Raw genomic sequence first — 18,108 nt, forward strand, 5'->3', positions numbered from 1 at the left:
CACTAGCTGCTTAAGTGCTTCGGACTGAATTAAGTTCCTACGCAGTCTCCGGGAGGTCGGGCCGGAGACCGGTGCTTTCCTGATGGCTTATAGTTACGGCGGTGCCCGGATCAGTATCGCTTAACTGGATTTCGCCTTGCAGATTCTTGGCCAGCGCCTCGACAATGCCGGTGCCGAGCCCCGCCTTGGGTGCATCGTCCCCCACAGGCATGCCGATTCCGTCATCTGTGACCGAAAGCGTCCAGTCCTTGCCCGCCGATCCATAGTTGATCGCGATTGTGCCCGCTTGTTCATCGGGAAAGGCGTGCTTGAGCGCGTTGATGACAAGCTCGGTCACGATAAGCCCCAGACTGACGGAAATGTCCGCGTCCACGGTGCTGTCATCGACCGTCACCGATATGGAGAGCCGCTCTGGATCGGATATCATCGAAGCGCCAAGGCTTTGGCTGAGTTGCGTGAAATAGCTGCGCAATTCAACAGTTCCCCCGCTGGCCATGGAGAGGTGCCGCTGGAGGGCTGCAATGGACATGACCCTGTGATGGGCGTTTTGGAGGTGCCCGCGCGCTTCCTCGGACTGAACCCGACGCGCACTCTGCATGAGAACACTTGCAATGATCTGGAGACTGTTGGCCACCCGATGCTGGACTTCCTGCAGAAGAATTGCCTTTTCGCGAACCAGATCATCCTTCAGACGGGTTTCAGCGCGCGCATTGGTTACATCAGTCACCGCCAGCAGAAGGCGAATATGATCTTTGTCTCCATCATCGAGCGTGCGAGCGTTGACGACCAAACTCCGTGTTTTGTGGTTTTGCCGTTTCAGGTCGATTTCGTAGGCTTCGATCTGCGCGCTTCCTGAAGCCGTGGCTCTCAGCAGTGAGGTAAGCTTGGGCATTGCCCATTCGCCGTCGCCGAGTTCACTCAATCCCTTGCCAGAAACCGTCGCTGGGTCGATCTCGAAAGTCTGGCAAAATGATGCGCTCGCTGCGATAACCTTTTGGTCTTCGGACAGGAAAAGCAGCGGTTCGTTTGATGAGACGACGATGGCAAGCGTGCTAGCCGCCTCGAAACGAACAGTCTGGGTCATTGACATGGAAAGGGTCCTTGAGAGCTGAAGACTCGCAGAGCGAGCCATCACTCAACGGAACCGCCGTCAAATGCAGCCGATTGGCTGATGCTCTGAGTAATCATATCACGCGCTGTCTGGATCGGCTCTACACTTTGTTGGGATGACCGGCCGATGAATTGCGAATCCTCTAATTGTCCATAGATAATAGGTTGTATTCTAAAATAGAATAGGAGTATTTTTTTCCAATTTCATAGCAATTTAATTACGGACCATGAATCCTAATCAAAGAAGCCTCCCCGCAACCTTCCGGTTTGATATGATAATTTCTTGCGCAGCAGTCCCTGCCCCGTCACTGACGGTGTATTTGAGCTGCACGCTCTGAAGGTGGAAGGCACCGAACCACTCCCGCACCTCCGGCCGATCGTTGATCGAAAGGACGAAGGCGCCCTTGATGCCGGCGAGGATGTCCGCCATGCGGGAGAAGTCCTCCGGCGCTAAGGTCCTGGCGACTTTCATGGAGCAACACGCCGGCAAACTGGCCAACTCGCCGGACGTCCACATCGCCGAGATTTACGAACCGAAGTAGCCGGCAGGCAGAAGAAGTGGCCGCCAACGCGATGGCCGTCTCTCCATCGCCAATGATGTCGATAGACGGCCGCCGTTTCTTAACCCTGCCCCCGTCCATGGGAGTGTGCCGAGGACCGATTTACATGCATGGCTGCTCATTATTTGGCGCATAGCACCCAGCTTGACGCATGCGCAAACACGAGTCGAATTGTGACGTAAATTGCACCGAATCGCCACATTTCGCCTTATTTTCCGAGGGTTACAATGACCGGAGGAAAATTTATTCAAGACCGCTTTTGCGCATGATTCCCGCCACTTGCGGATATCTCGTTTACGCTTGATTAACCATTACGCAATTGGTTGAATTTTCGCCACAAATATCAGTGATATGTCTCTCCGCAGGCCAAAAAATGCAGCGGAAAACAGCCCTTTTTCGGCCAAACGTTAATGGACCGGAATCGGCCCATAATTTGCTTGAAAGTTCGGAACTTCTCCTAGGCTGCCGCTTTATTCCCGCATGAAGGCCTGTTGTCGGAACCTCGCGTTTCGATCGCAGGCGGAAACGGCGGGAAAAAACGGGCACCCCGAAGGCGGAAGTGTGCGTTTTGGCCTTGCACGCGAAACCTCGCTGCTAGGGAGTGAAGTCTCATGGTGTATTTCATCCGAGAGAGGCTTTTGCCGAAGAGCGTCAGTGTCGTCTTCGCTGGACTGCTCTTTTTGCTGATTTGGGCGGCTCTCGTCATCGTGATGTCGGTGTCGACTCTGGCGCTTTATGCGTTGTCCGAGCACCCGGTGTTCATGTCCATCAACCAGAATGCCGGTCTGATCGCTGCCGCGATCGGAGCGTCCGGTTTCGCCATAGCGGCCTTCGCGCGCGACTGACGCGCGGCGTCCTTCCGGACGGGCCGCAAAATCCCCTCGCATCGTCTCGCCCTGCCGGCGCGGTGAACCGCACGGGCATCACGGTCGCGTGCCTTGGATCTGTCCCTGCGACCTCCATCCTGGAGTCGCACCGGACGCCGATTCCGGCAGCGGCACCGCTTTCAGCGTGTGCGGCCGGTCAGTGCAGCGAAAGCCACTCGCGCGCCTGGCGCTGGGCCTCGGCAACGTCGGACGGCGACATCTCGGCCGAGATTTCCTTGCGATAGGCGGCCGCATCCTTGTTGCCCCGGAAGGCGGCAAGGTTGAACCACTTGTGCGCGGCGACGAAATCCACGTCGACCGAGCGGCCGATCATGTACATCATCCCCATTTCATAGAAGATGTCGGCGGAGGCCGCCTGGCCATCCATGACGAATTCCGGGTTGTTCAGTTCCAAACGAGCCATGACGCAACTCCTGTCCAGTTATTTGCCAAATTTCTTTCGGCCATCAGGCTTATCGCCTTTCGATGACTGGATTTTGCGACGAGCCGCTGAATCGGTCGTTAAATGACGAGATTAATTTACTTCAAACAAACTTCAAATGATCCGTAAATTTTACTTGTCGTTGACTCTGGATATCGCGGAATTTCGCGAAATTGGCGTCAAATTATCGGAAGTTTTGTGAGGTTGCCGGAAAGAACTTGTTCACCACGATAATGCGTTCACACAGCGGACCCCCGCAACACAGGCAGCGATCGGCGACTGGAGGCTGGAGACTGGAGGCCCCCTCACGTCCGGTGTCACGGCCCCTGCTCCGGCCGCTGCCCCGCCCGCGAGCGCACACGGGAATGCGTTGAGCCCTGCCCCGATGGCGACCTGTATAAAGGAGACGGCAGAAGACCGCGCCTGTACGAATTCTTTAAGGGAAGTCCTGTAGTCATCGACACATGATGAAGAAAAGTTTGGTTTCTTGGGGTGATTCAGAGTCGCGCAGTCGCCGCGACAAATGGATCATCGCGATTACAGGCATCCTGGTCTGGATACTCGCGCACAAGTTCAATTTACACGAGTATCTGGACAATTTTCTTGCCGGGCACGAACGCTGGCAACTGGATGAAGCGATGCTTGCCATCCTGCTCACCGGCGTGGGCGGCTTCGTCTACGGGTGGCGCCGTATTCAGGATCTGCGCAAGGAAATCGTGCGCCGTGACGCGGCCGAGATGCAGGCAAACTATCTGGCCAATCATGATGCCCTGACCGGGCTGTTCAATCGCCGCTACATGGAAAGGGTCAAGCAGGCCGACGATCCGCCGTTGCACGCCCATCCCGCGATTTTTTCCATCGATCTCGACGGCTTCAAGAGGATCAACGACCTCATGGGCCACCACGGCGGCGATGAGCTGCTGCGCGTCGTTGCCGAGCGTTTGCGCAACAGGCTGCCGCAGGCGACGATTGCCCGCATGGGAGGCGACGAATTCCTGATCGCCGCCGAGAGCGATGGCGACGACGCCGCCCTGACGATGGGACGCGACATCGTCGCCGCGATCTGTGAGCCGATCGCCCTGGACAAGACGATGTGCTCGGTTGGCGCATCGGTCGGCGTTTCCACCAAGGCCAGCAAGGACGGCTCGCTCGGCGAGGCGGAGCGACAGGCCGATGTGGCCATGTATGTCGCCAAACGCAACGGACCCAACAACGTCTGTCTCTACGACCCCTCCATGAATTCGGTGCTCGACGAGAAGATCAGGATCGAGCGGGATTTGCGGTCGGCCATCGCTGCAAACGAGATCACGCCGCACTACCAGCCTCTCATCAGGCTGGAAACCGGCGAGATCATCGGCTTCGAGGCATTGGCCCGCTGGCCCAGGGCCGACGGCACCGTCATGCAGCCGGCGTCCTTCATCGGAGTTGCCGAGGAGGCAGGCCTGATCACCGACCTCTTCAGCAATCTGCTGGAAAAGGCATGCCGGGACGCAGTCGAGTGGCCCGCCGGGTTCCTGCTGTCCTTCAATCTCTCGGCCTCCCAGCTGACCGATCGTCTGCTCGGGCTGCGCATCGTCCAGATTCTCGGCAAGACAGGCTTCCCGGCAAGTCGTCTCGAAATCGAACTGACCGAGAGCGTCGTCGTGCGCGAGATGGACGCGGCGCTCGCCATCATGACCGACCTGCGAAACGCGGGCGTGCGCATTGCCATCGACGATTTCGGCACCGGCTTTTCAAGCCTCTCGCAGATCGCCAAGATCCCCTTCGACAAGATCAAGATCGACCGCAGCTTCATCTCGGCCTTCGGCGACGACGACCGGCAGATGAAGATCATCAAGCTCATCGTCGGTCTCGGCCATGGCCTCGGCGTCACGACCCTCGCCGAGGGGATCGAAAATGAAGGGCAGCTTGAGATCCTGAACCGCCTCGGCTGCGAATACGGCCAGGGGTTCCTCTTCGCCAAGGCGATGCCATCAGAAGAGATCGCCGAGTTCCTGAGAACGCACGAACCGGCGAGCATCGCCACCGGAACGACGGCGCGCTAGAGAAAATCCAGGAAAAGCATGCCCTCGCGAAGGCGAGGGTGGGAACCGGATTGCTGCCCGAATTTGCGTGAAAACAAAGATATAGAGTATTTCCGCGACTCAATTTCTGAACGGAAATGCTCTGGCGTCATGCGTTCGTTTTCGTCCTCGACGCGCGCAGCCAGTCCGTGAGTGTCGAGTTGAATTCCGCTTCCGGGATGACCGCATATTTCCGGGCGCGATCGGCAAGATTCTTGTCGATGCCAGCTTCCGCCAGCGTTGCGCCGCGTTTGAAAAATGAGTTTCTTCTACCCATTGTCTTGCTGCGCTGACATTTCCGACAGGTGCCTTAACAGAAGGGCTTCCTGCATCGCGTGGAACCGGCATCATCTCGCCGAGGCAATCTTCAACACGCCTTGCGGACCAAAGCCAGCGGCGCCTTTTCCGCGTGATGGGAGCTGACGCCCAATCAATATGTGCTTCTCTCAAGTCTATTCAGCGATAGAGTTTGCATCATCTGGATGATTGCTCTTAGTGACCCACTGCTTTTGTCACAAAAAGGAACGTTCTTATACGCTCTACTCGTCCCTGGATTCAGACTCTCCACATCCCAAGCATCGCATAAAAGTGCATATTCAAATTAAGGCTCTCGACGTGAGCCTGCGCAATGATGCCATGTGCCAGATGCGCGAACTGGGAATCCAAGACATAATGAATAAGTGTATTCGAAAAATCGGCCAAAACATAAAAGATGTTTTTAGTCTCGGTCCGTCATTTCTGAAATATTATTTATCCGCATTTTCGAGAAACGGGGTCTATAAAGTCTCGATCAAAAATTTCGGTGATATGTATATCCGCCATGACAACAGCGACATAGATGTCATTCGTCAAGTTTTCAGGTATCGCGAATACGATATCAAACGACCGCAATTTCTTCGCAGAAGAATTGAAGAAAAATACAAGTCCATAGTAGATTCTGGCGGGACTCCAATTATTGTTGATGCCGGCGCCAATATCGGAGCTTCAAGTGTCTGGTTTGCAAAAACCTATCCCGAAGCAGTGATTGTTGCAATTGAACCTGATCCGGAAAACGCAAAACTGCTTAGAATCAATACTGAACGTTTCCCAAACTGCAAAGTATTGGAAGCCGCGATCGGCGCAGAATCTGGCTTTGTATCCCTGATAGAAAACAAACTCGGGTGGGCCGTACAGACGGAGCGCTCAGAGACTGGGATAAAAATCGTGACCATGAACGATGCGTTTGAAGCATCTGGGGCGGATACGCCCTTCATGGTCAAGATCGACATCGAAGGATTTGAGAAAGATCTGTTTCAATCCAACCTGGATTGGCTCAATTCAATTTATATACTGATTGTGGAGCCGCATGATTGGATGCTCCCGGGACAATTGAGCTCCAGCACCCTTCAAAAAGCAATCGCAGCCCATGACTTTGAACTATTCTTGGTCGGTGAAAACATTGTTTATGTCAAAGTGTAAGTCGCAAGAATGATTTTCATAATGCCGACTTCGCCAATTGACATCCAGTTCAGACGATCAATGCTGCATTGTCAAAATCAAACCTGAAGCGACGTATAGTGCTTCAGTAAAACATTGCCCATCGTTCTGCCCTGCCCATCAAACTTTTGACGGCATCGGGCACCAGTCCCGACACCGCACGTCCTGATGCAATGCGCGTTCAATCGCATGACCGAGGCGACCGTTCGACCTCCAGTCGCTGATGCAGTGGCCTGCGTGTTACCCCGAGAGTGACCCAAACGCAGAAGCCTGCCGATAAGCTCCCGAAATCTTGCTCGCAAAAACAAAAAGCCCCGGTTTCCCGAGGCTTTGTGAATGGTGGGCACTGTAGGGATCGAACCTACGACCCGCTGATTAAGAGTCAGCTGCTCTACCAACTGAGCTAAGTGCCCGCCCGCAGGGAGAAGCGTTTGAAGCGCGTTCCCTCGTGCGATGGGGGGCTTATAGTCGGCGGCTTTCCCCTCCGCAACCCCTTTCATGACGTTTTTTCGACTTTTGCAGCAGGCTGTTGGCGGACTGGCGGAAGACTGCGGTTTTCCTGAAGGATCTGGCCTGCTGTCGCGGTCCGCGGCCGCGGACCATCCGCGTTGCCTGTGCCTCCCCTGCCCCACACATGCAAAAGGCGCCACGCGGGCGCCTTTCACTCTCGTCCCCTGGCTCCGCCGGCTTCAGCCGACCGTCGCCATCGTCTTCTGGCGGCCGAGCGCCTGGCGGTTCAGCAGCTTGTTGATCGCCGAGACATAGGCGCGCGCCGAGGCGGCCATCGTGTCCGTGTCGGCGGCCTTGGCCGTCACCATGCGGCCGTTGTCCTCAAGCCGCACGGAAACCTCCGCCTGCGCGTCGGTCCCTTCCGTGACCGCGCTCACCTGATAGAGCCTCAGCACGGCGTCGTGGGGCACGATCGCGCGGATAGCCTTGAAGGTGGCGTCCACCGGGCCGTCGCCGGTCTCCTCGCGGGTGATGTGCTGGCCGTTGACGTCGAGCGTCACGATGGCCTTCTGCGGCCCGCCGGTGCCGGCGATGACGGTCAGCGACAGCATCTTGATGGCCTCGCTGCCGGTTGCCATCTCGTCGGAGACGAGTGCCTCGATATCCTCGTCGTAGACGTGCTTCTTGCGGTCGGCCAGATCCTTGAAGCGGCGGAAGGCCTCCTGGAAGGCGTTGTCGCCCAACTCGTAGCCGAGGTCCGCCAGCTTCTCCTTGAAGGCGTGGCGGCCGGAATGCTTGCCCATGACCAGCGAGGTTGCCTTCACGCCGACATCCTCGGGACGCATGATCTCGTAGGTCTCGGAGTTCTTCAGCATGCCGTCCTGGTGGATGCCGCTCTCATGCGCGAAGGCGTTCTTGCCGACGATGGCCTTGTTGTACTGGACATCGAAGGACGAGACCGCCGCGACCAGCTTGGACGCGCGGGTGAGATACACCGGATCGACGCCGCAGGTGTAGGGCAGCACGTCGTGGCGGGTCCGGAGCGCCATAACGACCTCTTCCAGCGCCGCATTGCCCGCGCGCTCACCCAAGCCGTTGATCGTGCACTCGATCTGCCGCGCGCCGCCGGCAACGCCCGCCAGCGAGTTGGCGACCGCCAGCCCCAGGTCGTCATGACAGTGGACGGAGAAGACCGCCTTGTCCGCGTTCGGCACGCGGGCGCGGATTTCCTCGAACATCTTGCGGTATTCCTCCGGCACCGAATAGCCGACGGTGTCCGGCAGGTTGATCGTCGTCGCGCCGCAGGAGATCGCGGCCTCCACGCAGCGGCAGAGATAGTCGATCGGCGTGCGCGTGGCGTCCATCGCCGACCATTCCACATCGTCGATCAGGTTGCGCGCGCGGGTGACGGTGGCGTTGATGATCTCCAGCACCTCCTCCTGCGTCTTGTTCATCTGGAACTGCAGGTGGATCGGCGAGGTGGAGACGAAGGTGTGAATGCGGCCGCGTTTGGCATGACGTACTGCCTCGCCCGCCCGGTCGATGTCGGCCGGGATGGCGCGGGCGAGACCGGCAATCACCGAATTTTCGGTGACCTTGGCAATCTCGCAGACGGCCTCAAAGTCGCCGTTCGAGGCGATCGGGAAGCCGGCCTCAATGATGTCGACGCCCATGGCGTCGAGGATTTCGGCGACCTGCAGCTTCTCGTCCAGCGTCATCGACGCGCCGGGAGACTGTTCGCCGTCGCGCAGCGTCGTATCGAAAATGACGACGCGGTCCTTGTCGCTGGGCTGGTGGGTCGTGGTCATGGACTGTCCTCTTGCATCTTGCCGGTGCCGGGCGATCGCGGCCTCAAGGTGTCATCGATCGCAGCCAAGGGCACCGCTATTCATTGAATCGTGAGCGGTTCTGCCGATGGTCTTCTCCCCTGAGTGCCTGCCCATGCGTGGGCCAGCCGGCGCTCAGGGGCCGGTAAGGAGGAGGCTGAGGGCAAGGCAAAGGGTCCGCGCGGAGCTGTGCTGCGCGGTCAACGCGGTCGGCCATGTCGTGCGGCACGTGTGCGTCAACGGAGGGATCCCGTCCTTAAAGACCTTTGATGGAGCAAGTGGATACTCTCTGGCGCCAAGGTCTGGCAAGAGAAAATTGCGGTCCGGCCGCCAGTTTGGCCGCTTGCGGGCATGAAGAGAGGCCCTCAGGCGGGCTCGCGCACGCGGCTTGCGGCAAAATCCCGCCAGGCCCGCGCCTCGCGGCGAAAGCGCGACGGCGTGCCCTTCACCCGGCGGTTCATGTCGGCGAGCACCGCCTCGGCGTCCTTCTCCCGTCCGCGCGCGGAGAGCAGCGCCGCATAGCGCGCCATGCCCTCCAGCCCCGGCAGGTGCAGCGCCGCCTGCTCATAGGCAAGCTCCGCTTCGTCGAGGTTGCTGAGCGCTTCCTGCGCACGGCCAAGCGCCAGCGCCGCCTGCGGCGTGCGGCCTTCCTCGCCAAGGTCGTGCAGCCGTTGCAGAAGCTCCAGCGCCTCCTGCGGCCGCTTCAGTTCAATGAGGGCCCTGGCTCTTCCGAGCAACAGGGCGGGATCGTCGGCATAGATGCCTTCGGCGGACTCGCGATAGAGCCGCTCCGCCTCCTCGTAGCGGCCGAGATCGAACGCGGCAGTGGCGAGCTGGATGCGGTTGTAGACGCTGGGATTGTCGTCGACAGCCCGCGCCGCCTGACGGTAAGCGCCGGCCGGATCGAGCTGCGCGCTAAGCGCCCGCCCTGCCCGCTGCGCCCGCCCGCCACCGAAAAGCTCCGGCAGCACGATCGCAACGCTGTAGATGATCGCGCCCAGCGGCTGGAAGATGAGGATCAGCAGCAACCAGTAATACTCGCGGCCCGTTCGCACGACATGGACGCAGGCAACAATCGAAATGATGAGCGAAAGACCGATGCTGGAATAGGCAGGAAACATAAGCCGGCTCCATGGAAAACAGCGCCCATGGCCTCAGGATGATGACCGTTTCTGAGGAGTAGATAGGAATGTGCGTGGTCCGATGCAAACGTGTCCGGCTGGCGACCATGGCGATCCGCATGCCGCATGCATATCGAGCCGGCCGGTCCGGACACGGTGGAGTCACGCCCGGTCGCGAACCAAACCCGAAGGTCGACCGTTTATCGCGCCTCGCCCATGACTTGGCGATCTCGTGTTGCAGAGGCCGATGCATGACACAGTCACGCCCACTCGCGCGCCCGCGCCAATGTTCACGCGCCGGGTGCCGGATTCATTGCGGCCACCGTTGCGCGCCGCGTCGACCTGCAGGCAAGGAAATCAGATGCGAAGGCTGCCTTCGGCGACCACGACCGCGCTGCCGGCAATCCGGGCGCCGGAGAGCTTGCCGCCGGCCACCAGAAGTTCCAGCTCGATATGGCTCGGCCGGCCCATCTCGTAGCCCTGCTCGATCACCATCGGATGCTCGCCGTCCGTCGCCCCGTCAAAGCGCATGATGGCACCGGCAAAGGCGGCGACCGCCGATCCCGTGGCCGGATCCTCGCCAACGCCCATGCTGGCCGACATCATCCGGGCGTGGAAATCATTGGCCACATGCTGCGTGTCGCGCGTGTAGAAATAGAGCGAACTGGTTCCTGTCGAGGTGAGGGCCCTGAGCACCTTGTCCGCGTTGACCTTCACCCGGCGGATCACCTCCAGGTCGGTGACCGGGATGAAGACATAGGGCACGCCCGCCGAATAGGCCGAAACGCAGTGGTTCTCGAATCCGATTTCGTTCGGCTCCAGCCCGACCGCATCGGCGACGACGTCCTTCGGCACCTCGACCGGGATCGCTTCCGGCAGCTTCGGCAGGTCGAACAGGGCGCGGCTCGCCTTGCCCGGCATCAGTTCCACCGCGCAGCGCACGGCCCCGATGTTTTCTTCCAGCACGATCACGGCGTCCTGCCGCTCCGCGACTCCGTCGAACCGCCGTTCGGCCAGCGCGATGGCCGTGCCGATGGTCGGGTGTCCGGCGAAGGGCAGTTCGTGCGCGGGCGTGAAGATGCGGATCTTGGCGGAATGGCCGGGATGCTCCGCCGGCAGCACGAAGACCGTCTCGGACAGATTGAACTCGCGGGTGATCGCCTGCATCGTCGCCGTCGACAGCTCCTTGCCGTCAAGGACGACCGCCAACGGGTTGCCGGCCAGCGCCCGATCGGTGAAGACATCGAGGACCATGTAGTCGCGCTTCATTCCACCCTCCGTTGAGCATAACGCGTTCAAGCGATCACGCATGAACGGGAACATGATGCTCCCGATCTAGAAACACAGAGCGGCGTGAAAGGCACTCATATGAACCATATGACTGAACGCCGCTCCAGGGCCCGGCCGCTGAGCAAAAGAGTGGGCACACTACAAGAAAAGAGCCGGCACATTACAAGATAGATTCCGCCCCCTATGAACGGTAGACGAACAGACGATTGCACCGACGGGGAAATTGGAATGCAAAATCCGACCAGTCTCGCACCTGCAGGGCCGTTTTCCGAAGACGAACGAGAGGCTGTCTACCGCGCGATCGAGACAAGACGCGATGTGCGCAGTCAGTTTTTGCCGAAACCGATCGCAGACACGGTTCTGCGCCGTCTGTTGGAAGCGGCCCATCATGCTCCCTCGGTTGGCTTCATGCAGCCTTGGAATTTCATCGTGATCCGCGATTCCGCGGTCAAAACCCGTATTCGGCAAGCGTTCAGCCGTGCGAATGAGGCGGAGGCAAATAAGTTTCCAGACAGTCGCCGCGCGCTTTACTCGGCCATGAAATTGCAGGGAATCGCGGAGGCTCCGATCAATTTATGCATTACATGCGACCGCGAGCGCGGCGGACCAGTTATTTTGGGGCGCACGCACAATCGCGATACGGACATTTATTCCACGGTCTGCGCGGTGCAAAATCTATGGCTCGCGGCGCGCGTGGAAGGGATCGGCGTCGGCTGGGTCAGCATTTTTGAAGAGGGCGATCTACGCGATATTCTGGGCCTGCCCGACCGGATCGTCCCGGTCGCCTACCTCTGCCTCGGCCATGTGGACGAATTATGCAGCGAACCGGAATTGCAGACGCGCGGCTGGGCCGAGCGCCTCCCCTTGGACGACCTGATCTTTCAAGACGGTTGGGGGCAAAAGAGCGGATGAAGAGGGCCAGTCACCCCTCCGGGGTCTTGAGCCGTCGTTGAAATACCGGACAGGCCCCGAACCGAAGGCCAGGCAGACATTGAGCGCCTCCTCTATGATCTTCGGTCCCCTGATGCGCCAGATCAGAAAATCACCACAGAGTGTTGCGGGCCATCGACGGAAGGCAGGCGCGAAACCAGCTTCGAAGCGGCGCGAAGGGCTGAAAGACGATAAGCATGCCGCCGTCAGTCCAGCAGGTGTCGGGCGAGAGCCATCGCATAAGCCGGCGTCCGGTCTTGGTCGAGGTCGGCTGGCGAGCGCAGGATGACGAGGTCGTCAAGCTCGGGGTGCGTGTCGGCCGCGATGTGGGCCCGGGCTCGCGCCTGCAGGTGTTCGGCCGAAACGTCGAAGCGCAGCACCTCGGCGAGCGACACACGCGGCCCGTCGAAGACCGCAAGAAGCTCCCGCCGCAAGGCATCGTTCGCTCCAAGCCCCGTCTCCTCCAGAAGCTCCGTTTCGATGGAGCCTAGGACATCAATGACGCCGTCCGAGCGAATGTCGCGCGGCTCCAGCGAGCCGCCGGGCGGGTAGATCATGCCCGCGTTCGCCGTCCACCCCGCCATGAGGCCGTAGAGCAGACAGCCGTCCGCCGAGAGGATCAGCGGCGAGCCGAAGACGTTACGGAACCCCATTTCGGGAAAGCCCCAGTCGCGCCAGGCGAGGAAGGTGGAGAAATCGACATCGACCGCCTCGGCGGAAAAGACGCCGTTCGCCACTGCGATGCCGCCCTCCGTTCCCGGTGCGAGCGTCATCAGTACGCGCCCGTTCCAGAGCCGCGGGTTTCGAGCCGCCGCCTCTGCCCAGTGTGCGGCAACACGCGCTTTCAGGTCGTCCGCAAGGTCGAACGGATGCGACTGATGTCGCAAATCAACCTGCTCGATGATCTGAATAACGACGTCCGCCTCTTTTCGAGACTCTTTTCCAGTCTCCATGGAAGAGCCTCTCAAAATTGGCTGAAAGAGCTAAAAACAAAGGAGAATCTCACGTGATCCGTGACCGGATCCTCCTCCGGACAGACGCTAGCGGCTCAGGGTTAATGGATTGACAACGAAAAAAGGGCCCCGCGCGAGCGGGGCCCTTCTGATTCTGGAGCGGCATACGGTCAGGTGGCTTCACATGACCGCTTCTTCACCGCTCGACGCATTTCGATCCAGTGCCCGGCGCATTCAAGCTCATCCGCTTGAGCACGCCATGCTCCAGGTCCGGCGGCCGGAAAAAGAACGCTTGGGCGCCCCCTCCCCGGACTGTTCGGACCCGTCGTCAGGCCAGGATCAGTTGCGGGTCTTGTCGACCAGCGCGTTCGACTTGATCCACGGCATCATGCCGCGCAGCTTGGCGCCGACTTCCTCGATCTGGTGCGCGTCGTTGAGGCGGCGGATACCCTTGAAGCGGGCGGCGCCGGCCTTGTATTCCTGCATCCACTCGGAGGTGAACTTGCCGGTCTGGATGTCGGTCAGGACACGCTTCATCTCGGCCTTGGTCTCGGCGGTGATGATGCGCGGGCCGGAGACATACTCGCCCCACTCGGCGGTGTTCGAGATCGAGTAGTTCATGTTGGCGATGCCGCCCTCATAGATGAGGTCGACGATCAGCTTCACTTCGTGCAGGCACTCGAAATAGGCCATCTCGGGCGCGTAGCCGGCTTCCACCAGCGTCTCGAAACCGGCGCGGATCAGCTCGACGAGACCGCCGCAGAGCACGACCTGCTCGCCGAAGAGGTCGGTTTCGCACTCTTCCTTGAAGGTCGTCTCGATGATGCCGGACCGGCCGCCGCCAACGCCCGAGGCGTAGGAAAGCGCGAGGTCGAGCGCGTTGCCCGAGGCATCCTGGTGGATGGCAACGAGGCAGGGAACGCCGCCACCCTTCTGGTACTCGCCGCGCACGGTGTGGCCCGGGCCCTTCGGCGCGATCATGACCACGTCGACCGACGACTTCGGCTCGATCAGGCCGAAGTGGACGTTGAGGCCGTGGGCGAAGGCGATCGCGGCGCCGTCACGGATGTTCGGGGCGATCTCGTCCTTGTAGATGTCGGCCTGGAGTTCGTCCGGGGTTGCCATCATCATCAGATCGGCCCAGCCGGCAGCCTCGGCCACCGACATCACCTTGAAGCCGTCGGCCTCGGCCTTCGCGGCCGTCGCCGAGCCCGGACGCAGCGCAACGGCAACGTCCTTGGCGCCGGAATCCTTGAGGTTCAGCGCATGGGCGCGGCCCTGGCTGCCATAACCGATGATCGCGACCTTCTTCGTCTTGATCAGGTTGACGTCCGCATCGCGGTCATAATAAACGCGCATGTCTTCTCCACCTTTCCTGTTCGGCTTGCCGCCGATGTTGTCGGCGCCGTCTTTTTCACCGTCACGGCGTCCGTGTCTCTTCACTCACTGACTAGGGTCTGCCGGCTCCATAGAGCCGAAAGAACTTGTCCACTGCCGCCTCGGAGCGGCGCTTCAGCGCCGCGGCATCCTCCACGGGAGCACCAAGCAGCAGCTGCACGTGGCTGTCTCCGACGACGAGGCCATAGAGCGCTTCGTAGGCTTCGCTGACATCGTCGAATTCCAGATGCCCGAGCCGGCGGCCAAGTTCGATCAGCGCCCGGGCGCGCGTCTCGATGGTGCGCCGGCCGCGCTCCATCAGGATATGGCCGAGGCGCGCACCCTCACCGCTCGCCTGCCCGATGGCAAGGCGGTTGAGCGCGATCGACACCTTGCCGGAGAGAACGGTCAGAAGATCCTCGGCAAAGACGGCGAGCGCGCGGCGGAAGGACGCCTCGTCCGGCATCGCCTCTGCAGGTGCGGGCGTGCGCACCTTGCTCGCCTGATAGGCGACCATCGCCGCAAGCAACCCGTCCCGGTCGCCAAACCACTTGTAGAGGCTTTCCTTGGAACAGCCGGCGGCCCGCGCCAGCCCCGCCGTCGTCAGCCCCTTCTCCCCGCCTTCGACCAGAAGATCGAGCGCGGCCGACAGCACGTCGCGCTGGCGCGGCGTCAGTTCGCTGGCATCGATGGGCGAATGCGAGGTCATCGGTATCGACGGGTCCGGGCCGGCCAAAGATGAATTGGCCATTGCTGCGCTGCAAAGTACCGTACGGTACGGTTCTTGGATGCGCTTATAGTGAACCGGCTTCGAGCCTGTCAATCCTTGCCAATCACAATACGCCCGTGGATGGTCCACTGAAGCGGATCGCCCGCGATTATAGTTGGCGATGCCGTTACTCGTACGCCCGCCATCGCCAATGGCGCTTCTGCCCCCTAGGTCCGGCCGGCATAGCGTAGTGACCTGGTGACACGTTTTGCTTCGCCACATTCGGAGCATTTGCCGAGTGCTCTATCGAAATCCGTAGTAAGAGCAAGTGATCGAGCAATAACATTGACCTGTTGTCGCGGCGAAATTCCAGAGCCAGTCGCAATGCAATCATCACAGATTGGTTCAGGAGTTCGTTCCGTCAGAAGGTGGTGGATTTTCTCAGGGTTATCCATGGTGCTAGACTTTTTCAGGCTCGACTAAGAATTCAGAGGTCGTTCAGACTTCTTCACAATGCAGACCAGGATATTCCCTCTTTCACGCAGGTCGGACGTCTCTGACCACCGCCGCACGGTAAAGATGCCAGGTCGTGTGCCCGAGGATCGGCAGCGTCACGATCAGGCCGGCGAAGAACGGCACCAGCGAAACGACGAGGACGAGGGTCACGATGAGCCCCCATCCCAGCATAGGAATGGGCGACAGGATGACGGCCTTGACGCTCGTGATCATGGCCGTGATGAAATCCCTGTCCTCTTCCACCAGGAGCGGAAAGGAGATCACCGTCAGCGAAAACAGGATGAGCGACAGCGCGGCGCCGACGAGATGCCCGATGGCGAGAAACATCAGGCCGTCGCCGGTAGTCAGCACCTTCATGATGAAGACGTCGAAGCTCGCAAAGGACTGGAAGCCCATGAAGATGGCGAGCAGCAGCCGCACCTGGTACATCCACATGAGCATCACGAAGAGCACCACGAAGGCCATCCAGGAGAGCTCCCGCCCCTTCTGCGCCCACATGGCGGAAAAGAGGCTCCCCCAGCTCAGAGGTTCCCCGGCTTCCAGGCGCCGGCTCACCTCGTAGAGGCCGACGCAGGCGAACGACCGATCAGCACGAAGCCGGCGGCGAGCGGATAGCTGAGGTAGCTCATTCCGAAGCGGGCCGCGCTCAGCACCACGAAGAGCCCGCCGAGGGTGAAGAAGGCACCGAAGCCGAGGCCGTAGAGCGGTGCGCGCTGAAAATCCCTCAGTCCGGCCTGAAGAGCGGCCTTGATATCGGCGACGCCGATGGGCCGGACGACCGGCATGGGGCGATAGCTTGCGGACGGCGGCAATCCCGCCGCACTTGGGTTCTCTGGCATGATGATCCTCCCTGTCCTCTTTTGGGACTTGCCTCATCATGCCGCCAAGGGAAGGAAAATGTCGACACCGCAGGCGCAATTGCGCCCTTCGGTAAGCGGTACTCCTGATCCCTGATCGGCGCCGACCGATCAGATCCGTGCCGTCAGCAAACGTAGACCGGCAAAGCCGAAGACCAGAGCGAGGGTGCCTTCGATCCATCGGCGCGCACGGCGATAGACCCCGACCATGCGGGCGGTCGAAAACAGCAGGGCATATCCCCCGAAGACCGTGACCGCCAGCAACGCGCAGCCGCCCAGGATGGCGGGAAGTGTCGAGGCCGGCGCTCCGGGTGGAAGGCCGAGCGACATGATCGCCGTCCAGCCGAGAACGGCCTTGGGATTGCCGAGGTGGAGAAGCAGGCCGCGCCGGTAATAGGTTGCGAGGGGCGCGTCGGCGGATGCAGAGGCGTCGCCGGGGCCTGCCTCGCCTTTGCGCAGCGCCGACCGGGCCGACTTGAAGGCGAGGTACAGGAGATAGATCCCGCCCGCGATCTTGACCGCCGTCAGCACCTCGGCAAAGGCGGCCAGCAGCGCGGAAATGCCGGTGGCGGCGAGGACGGCCCAGAAATAGCTGCCCGTGATGACACCGCCGGCGAGCGCCAGCGCTGGCGGCCGGCCATGGCGCATGGCAACGCCCATGATCGCCATGGTGCTCGGCCCGGGACTGGCCGTTGCCACCACATAGGCGACATAGACAAGGGCCAGGCGATGCATCTCAACGACGTCGAGGACCATGGGCAAATTCTCAAATTTCAAGGGCTTCCAGGCTTCCACAACCCAGCGCGCACGACAAGCTTCGTTTCGGCCCGGCGGGTGAAATCAGTCCGGCCGAAGTGACGTCAGTCACCCTCAGCCGATTTGCAGCGCCCGGATCGCGTGTGAGGCTCGCGTTTCGTCGAAAAGGCCTGCACGCAGGTGTCCAGCTCCAGTTCGATGGCGCGTTCATATGCGACGCATGCGTCGGCCGGACAATTCGTGACGTCCGCCCTTCAGCCGGCCAAACCTCCCCGGAATAATTTCATGGACTCCTCGGCAACCTGCCTGGCGAATTCGGCATCCAGCGGCAGATGCCCGACAAGGAGCCTGTAAAACACCGGCGCGTAGATCATATCGAGGAGCACCTCGATATTCTGAGGCCATTCGATTTCGGATCGCTCATGGGCAGCGATCATGAGACGCCGCCCGTTCTCCCTGCTGGACAGGATGACCCTGTTCCGGAACGCCTTCGTCATCTCGCTTTCCGGATCGGATGCAGCCAGCGTCAAGGCGATCTGACGTCCCCTGGTCGTGGCGAAGGCGGTGACGATCGTCCGCATCTGGGCTTGCAGAGCCTCGGACAATGGCCGGTTATCGCTGAGAATTTCACTGTCCGCGTCGACCATCAAGGCGGCCATCGCCAATTCGCTGGCGTTGGCCCAGTTGCGATAGATCGTCGGCTTCCCGACACCCGAACGAAGTGACACCGCTTCGACGGTCAATCGACCGAACCCTTCCTCGATGAGAATATCATGGGCGGCCAGCAATGCTTTTTGCCGCGCTTC

The 18,108-nt window shown here is 60.4% G+C and carries 15 protein-coding genes, 1 tRNA gene and 1 pseudogene; 4 read left to right on the forward strand and 13 right to left on the reverse strand.

The genetic code is table 11. The features are described from left to right. Window positions 1-37: 37 nt before the first annotated feature. Window positions 38-1,090, reverse strand: coding sequence for a sensor histidine kinase (locus HDIA_RS14275; RefSeq protein WP_099556773.1), 1,053 nt, complete (start codon window positions 1,088-1,090; stop codon window positions 38-40). A 258-nt stretch (window positions 1,091-1,348) separates the two neighbouring features. Continuing rightward, a complete protein-coding gene (locus HDIA_RS14280; RefSeq protein ID WP_099556774.1) occupies window positions 1,349-1,540 on the reverse strand; it encodes a hypothetical protein in 192 nt (63 codons plus the stop codon). 741 nt (window positions 1,541-2,281) lie between these two features. On the opposite strand from HDIA_RS14280, the gene HDIA_RS14285 reads away from it, so the two are divergent. Further along, window positions 2,282-2,515: a hypothetical protein gene (locus HDIA_RS14285; RefSeq protein ID WP_099556775.1), complete on the forward strand. Its 234-nt coding sequence runs from the start codon at window positions 2,282-2,284 to the stop codon at window positions 2,513-2,515. Between the two features lie 178 nt (window positions 2,516-2,693). Here the strand turns inward: HDIA_RS14285 and HDIA_RS14290 are convergent, their stop codons facing one another. Continuing rightward, on the reverse strand, window positions 2,694-2,960 hold the full coding sequence (locus tag HDIA_RS14290) for an SEL1-like repeat protein (protein ID WP_099556776.1): 267 nt from the start codon (window positions 2,958-2,960) through the stop codon (window positions 2,694-2,696). A gap of 656 nt (window positions 2,961-3,616) precedes the next feature. On the opposite strand from HDIA_RS14290, the gene HDIA_RS14295 reads away from it, so the two are divergent. Both HDIA_RS14295 and HDIA_RS14300 read left to right on the forward strand, forming a co-directional pair. Then, window positions 3,617-5,023, forward strand: coding sequence for a putative bifunctional diguanylate cyclase/phosphodiesterase (locus HDIA_RS14295; RefSeq protein WP_162292652.1), 1,407 nt, complete (start codon window positions 3,617-3,619; stop codon window positions 5,021-5,023). A 633-nt stretch (window positions 5,024-5,656) separates the two neighbouring features. Further along, window positions 5,657-6,499 (forward strand): FkbM family methyltransferase, encoded by an 843-nt coding sequence (locus HDIA_RS14300; protein WP_157775657.1) that lies wholly within the window; start codon window positions 5,657-5,659, stop codon window positions 6,497-6,499. 355 nt (window positions 6,500-6,854) lie between these two features. On the opposite strand, the gene HDIA_RS14305 is transcribed toward HDIA_RS14300, so the two are convergent. The 4 genes from HDIA_RS14305 to HDIA_RS14320 all read right to left on the reverse strand — a co-directional run bounded on the left by HDIA_RS14305 (window position 6,855) and on the right by HDIA_RS14320 (window position 11,183). Further along, window positions 6,855-6,930 (reverse strand) — tRNA-Lys (locus HDIA_RS14305). Between the two features lie 276 nt (window positions 6,931-7,206). After that, window positions 7,207-8,775: a 2-isopropylmalate synthase gene (locus tag HDIA_RS14310; protein ID WP_099556779.1), complete on the reverse strand. Its 1,569-nt coding sequence runs from the start codon at window positions 8,773-8,775 to the stop codon at window positions 7,207-7,209. A gap of 383 nt (window positions 8,776-9,158) precedes the next feature. Next, window positions 9,159-9,914, reverse strand: coding sequence for a tetratricopeptide repeat protein (locus HDIA_RS14315; RefSeq protein WP_099556780.1), 756 nt, complete (start codon window positions 9,912-9,914; stop codon window positions 9,159-9,161). A 357-nt stretch (window positions 9,915-10,271) separates the two neighbouring features. Further along, on the reverse strand, window positions 10,272-11,183 hold the full coding sequence (locus HDIA_RS14320) for a PhzF family phenazine biosynthesis protein (RefSeq protein WP_099556781.1): 912 nt from the start codon (window positions 11,181-11,183) through the stop codon (window positions 10,272-10,274). A 249-nt stretch (window positions 11,184-11,432) separates the two neighbouring features. Between HDIA_RS14320 and bluB the strand changes: the two genes are divergently transcribed. Continuing rightward, window positions 11,433-12,116 (forward strand): 5,6-dimethylbenzimidazole synthase, encoded by a 684-nt coding sequence (gene bluB, locus HDIA_RS14325; protein ID WP_099556782.1) that lies wholly within the window; start codon window positions 11,433-11,435, stop codon window positions 12,114-12,116. Window positions 12,117-12,340: 224 nt separating this feature from the next. On the opposite strand, the gene HDIA_RS14330 is transcribed toward bluB, so the two are convergent. The 6 genes and pseudogenes from HDIA_RS14330 to HDIA_RS14355 form a co-directional block, all read right to left on the reverse strand. After that, entirely contained in the window at window positions 12,341-12,907 is a 567-nt protein-coding gene (locus tag HDIA_RS14330; protein WP_099556783.1) for an NUDIX hydrolase, read from the reverse strand. 519 nt (window positions 12,908-13,426) lie between these two features. Further along, complete coding sequence (gene ilvC, locus HDIA_RS14335; protein ID WP_099556784.1) at window positions 13,427-14,446, reverse strand: ketol-acid reductoisomerase; 1,020 nt, start codon at window positions 14,444-14,446, stop codon at window positions 13,427-13,429. A gap of 91 nt (window positions 14,447-14,537) precedes the next feature. Next, window positions 14,538-15,173, reverse strand: coding sequence for a TetR/AcrR family transcriptional regulator (locus tag HDIA_RS14340; protein ID WP_099556785.1), 636 nt, complete (start codon window positions 15,171-15,173; stop codon window positions 14,538-14,540). 537 nt (window positions 15,174-15,710) lie between these two features. Beyond that, window positions 15,711-16,528: pseudogene (locus HDIA_RS14345) on the reverse strand (DUF2189 domain-containing protein). A gap of 129 nt (window positions 16,529-16,657) precedes the next feature. Then, complete coding sequence (locus HDIA_RS14350; protein WP_099556786.1) at window positions 16,658-17,302, reverse strand: LysE family translocator; 645 nt, start codon at window positions 17,300-17,302, stop codon at window positions 16,658-16,660. A gap of 254 nt (window positions 17,303-17,556) precedes the next feature. Then, the gene (locus tag HDIA_RS14355; RefSeq protein ID WP_245883875.1) at window positions 17,557-18,090 is read right to left on the reverse strand and encodes a TetR-like C-terminal domain-containing protein; all 534 of its coding nucleotides are present in this window, start codon (window positions 18,088-18,090) and stop codon (window positions 17,557-17,559) included. Window positions 18,091-18,108 lie beyond the last annotated feature (18 nt).

Origin of the sequence: Hartmannibacter diazotrophicus (assembly GCF_900231165.1) — a bacterium.
In the GTDB taxonomy this organism is placed as follows: domain Bacteria; phylum Pseudomonadota; class Alphaproteobacteria; order Rhizobiales; family Pleomorphomonadaceae; genus Hartmannibacter; species Hartmannibacter diazotrophicus.

What these genes read in the sequence shown, in the direction of transcription:
- bluB (WP_099556782.1), top strand. Translation starts at nt 11,433, where the DNA reads ATGCAAAATCCGACCAGTCTCGCACCTGCAGGGCCGTTTTCCGAAGAC.
- HDIA_RS14320 (WP_099556781.1), bottom strand. Translation starts at nt 11,183, where the DNA reads ATGAAGCGCGACTACATGGTCCTCGATGTCTTCACCGATCGGGCGCTG.
- HDIA_RS14330 (WP_099556783.1), bottom strand. Translation starts at nt 12,907, where the DNA reads ATGACGCTCGCACCGGGAACGGAGGGCGGCATCGCAGTGGCGAACGGC.
- HDIA_RS14340 (WP_099556785.1), bottom strand. Translation starts at nt 15,173, where the DNA reads ATGACCTCGCATTCGCCCATCGATGCCAGCGAACTGACGCCGCGCCAG.
- HDIA_RS14290 (WP_099556776.1), bottom strand. Translation starts at nt 2,960, where the DNA reads ATGGCTCGTTTGGAACTGAACAACCCGGAATTCGTCATGGATGGCCAG.
- HDIA_RS14315 (WP_099556780.1), bottom strand. Translation starts at nt 9,914, where the DNA reads ATGTTTCCTGCCTATTCCAGCATCGGTCTTTCGCTCATCATTTCGATT.
- HDIA_RS14280 (WP_099556774.1), bottom strand. Translation starts at nt 1,540, where the DNA reads ATGGCGGACATCCTCGCCGGCATCAAGGGCGCCTTCGTCCTTTCGATC.
- HDIA_RS14350 (WP_099556786.1), bottom strand. Translation starts at nt 17,302, where the DNA reads ATGGTCCTCGACGTCGTTGAGATGCATCGCCTGGCCCTTGTCTATGTC.
- ilvC (WP_099556784.1), bottom strand. Translation starts at nt 14,446, where the DNA reads ATGCGCGTTTATTATGACCGCGATGCGGACGTCAACCTGATCAAGACG.
- HDIA_RS14310 (WP_099556779.1), bottom strand. Translation starts at nt 8,775, where the DNA reads ATGACCACGACCCACCAGCCCAGCGACAAGGACCGCGTCGTCATTTTC.
- HDIA_RS14275 (WP_099556773.1), bottom strand. Translation starts at nt 1,090, where the DNA reads ATGTCAATGACCCAGACTGTTCGTTTCGAGGCGGCTAGCACGCTTGCC.
- HDIA_RS14285 (WP_099556775.1), top strand. Translation starts at nt 2,282, where the DNA reads ATGGTGTATTTCATCCGAGAGAGGCTTTTGCCGAAGAGCGTCAGTGTC.
- HDIA_RS14295 (WP_162292652.1), top strand. Translation starts at nt 3,617, where the DNA reads ATGCTTGCCATCCTGCTCACCGGCGTGGGCGGCTTCGTCTACGGGTGG.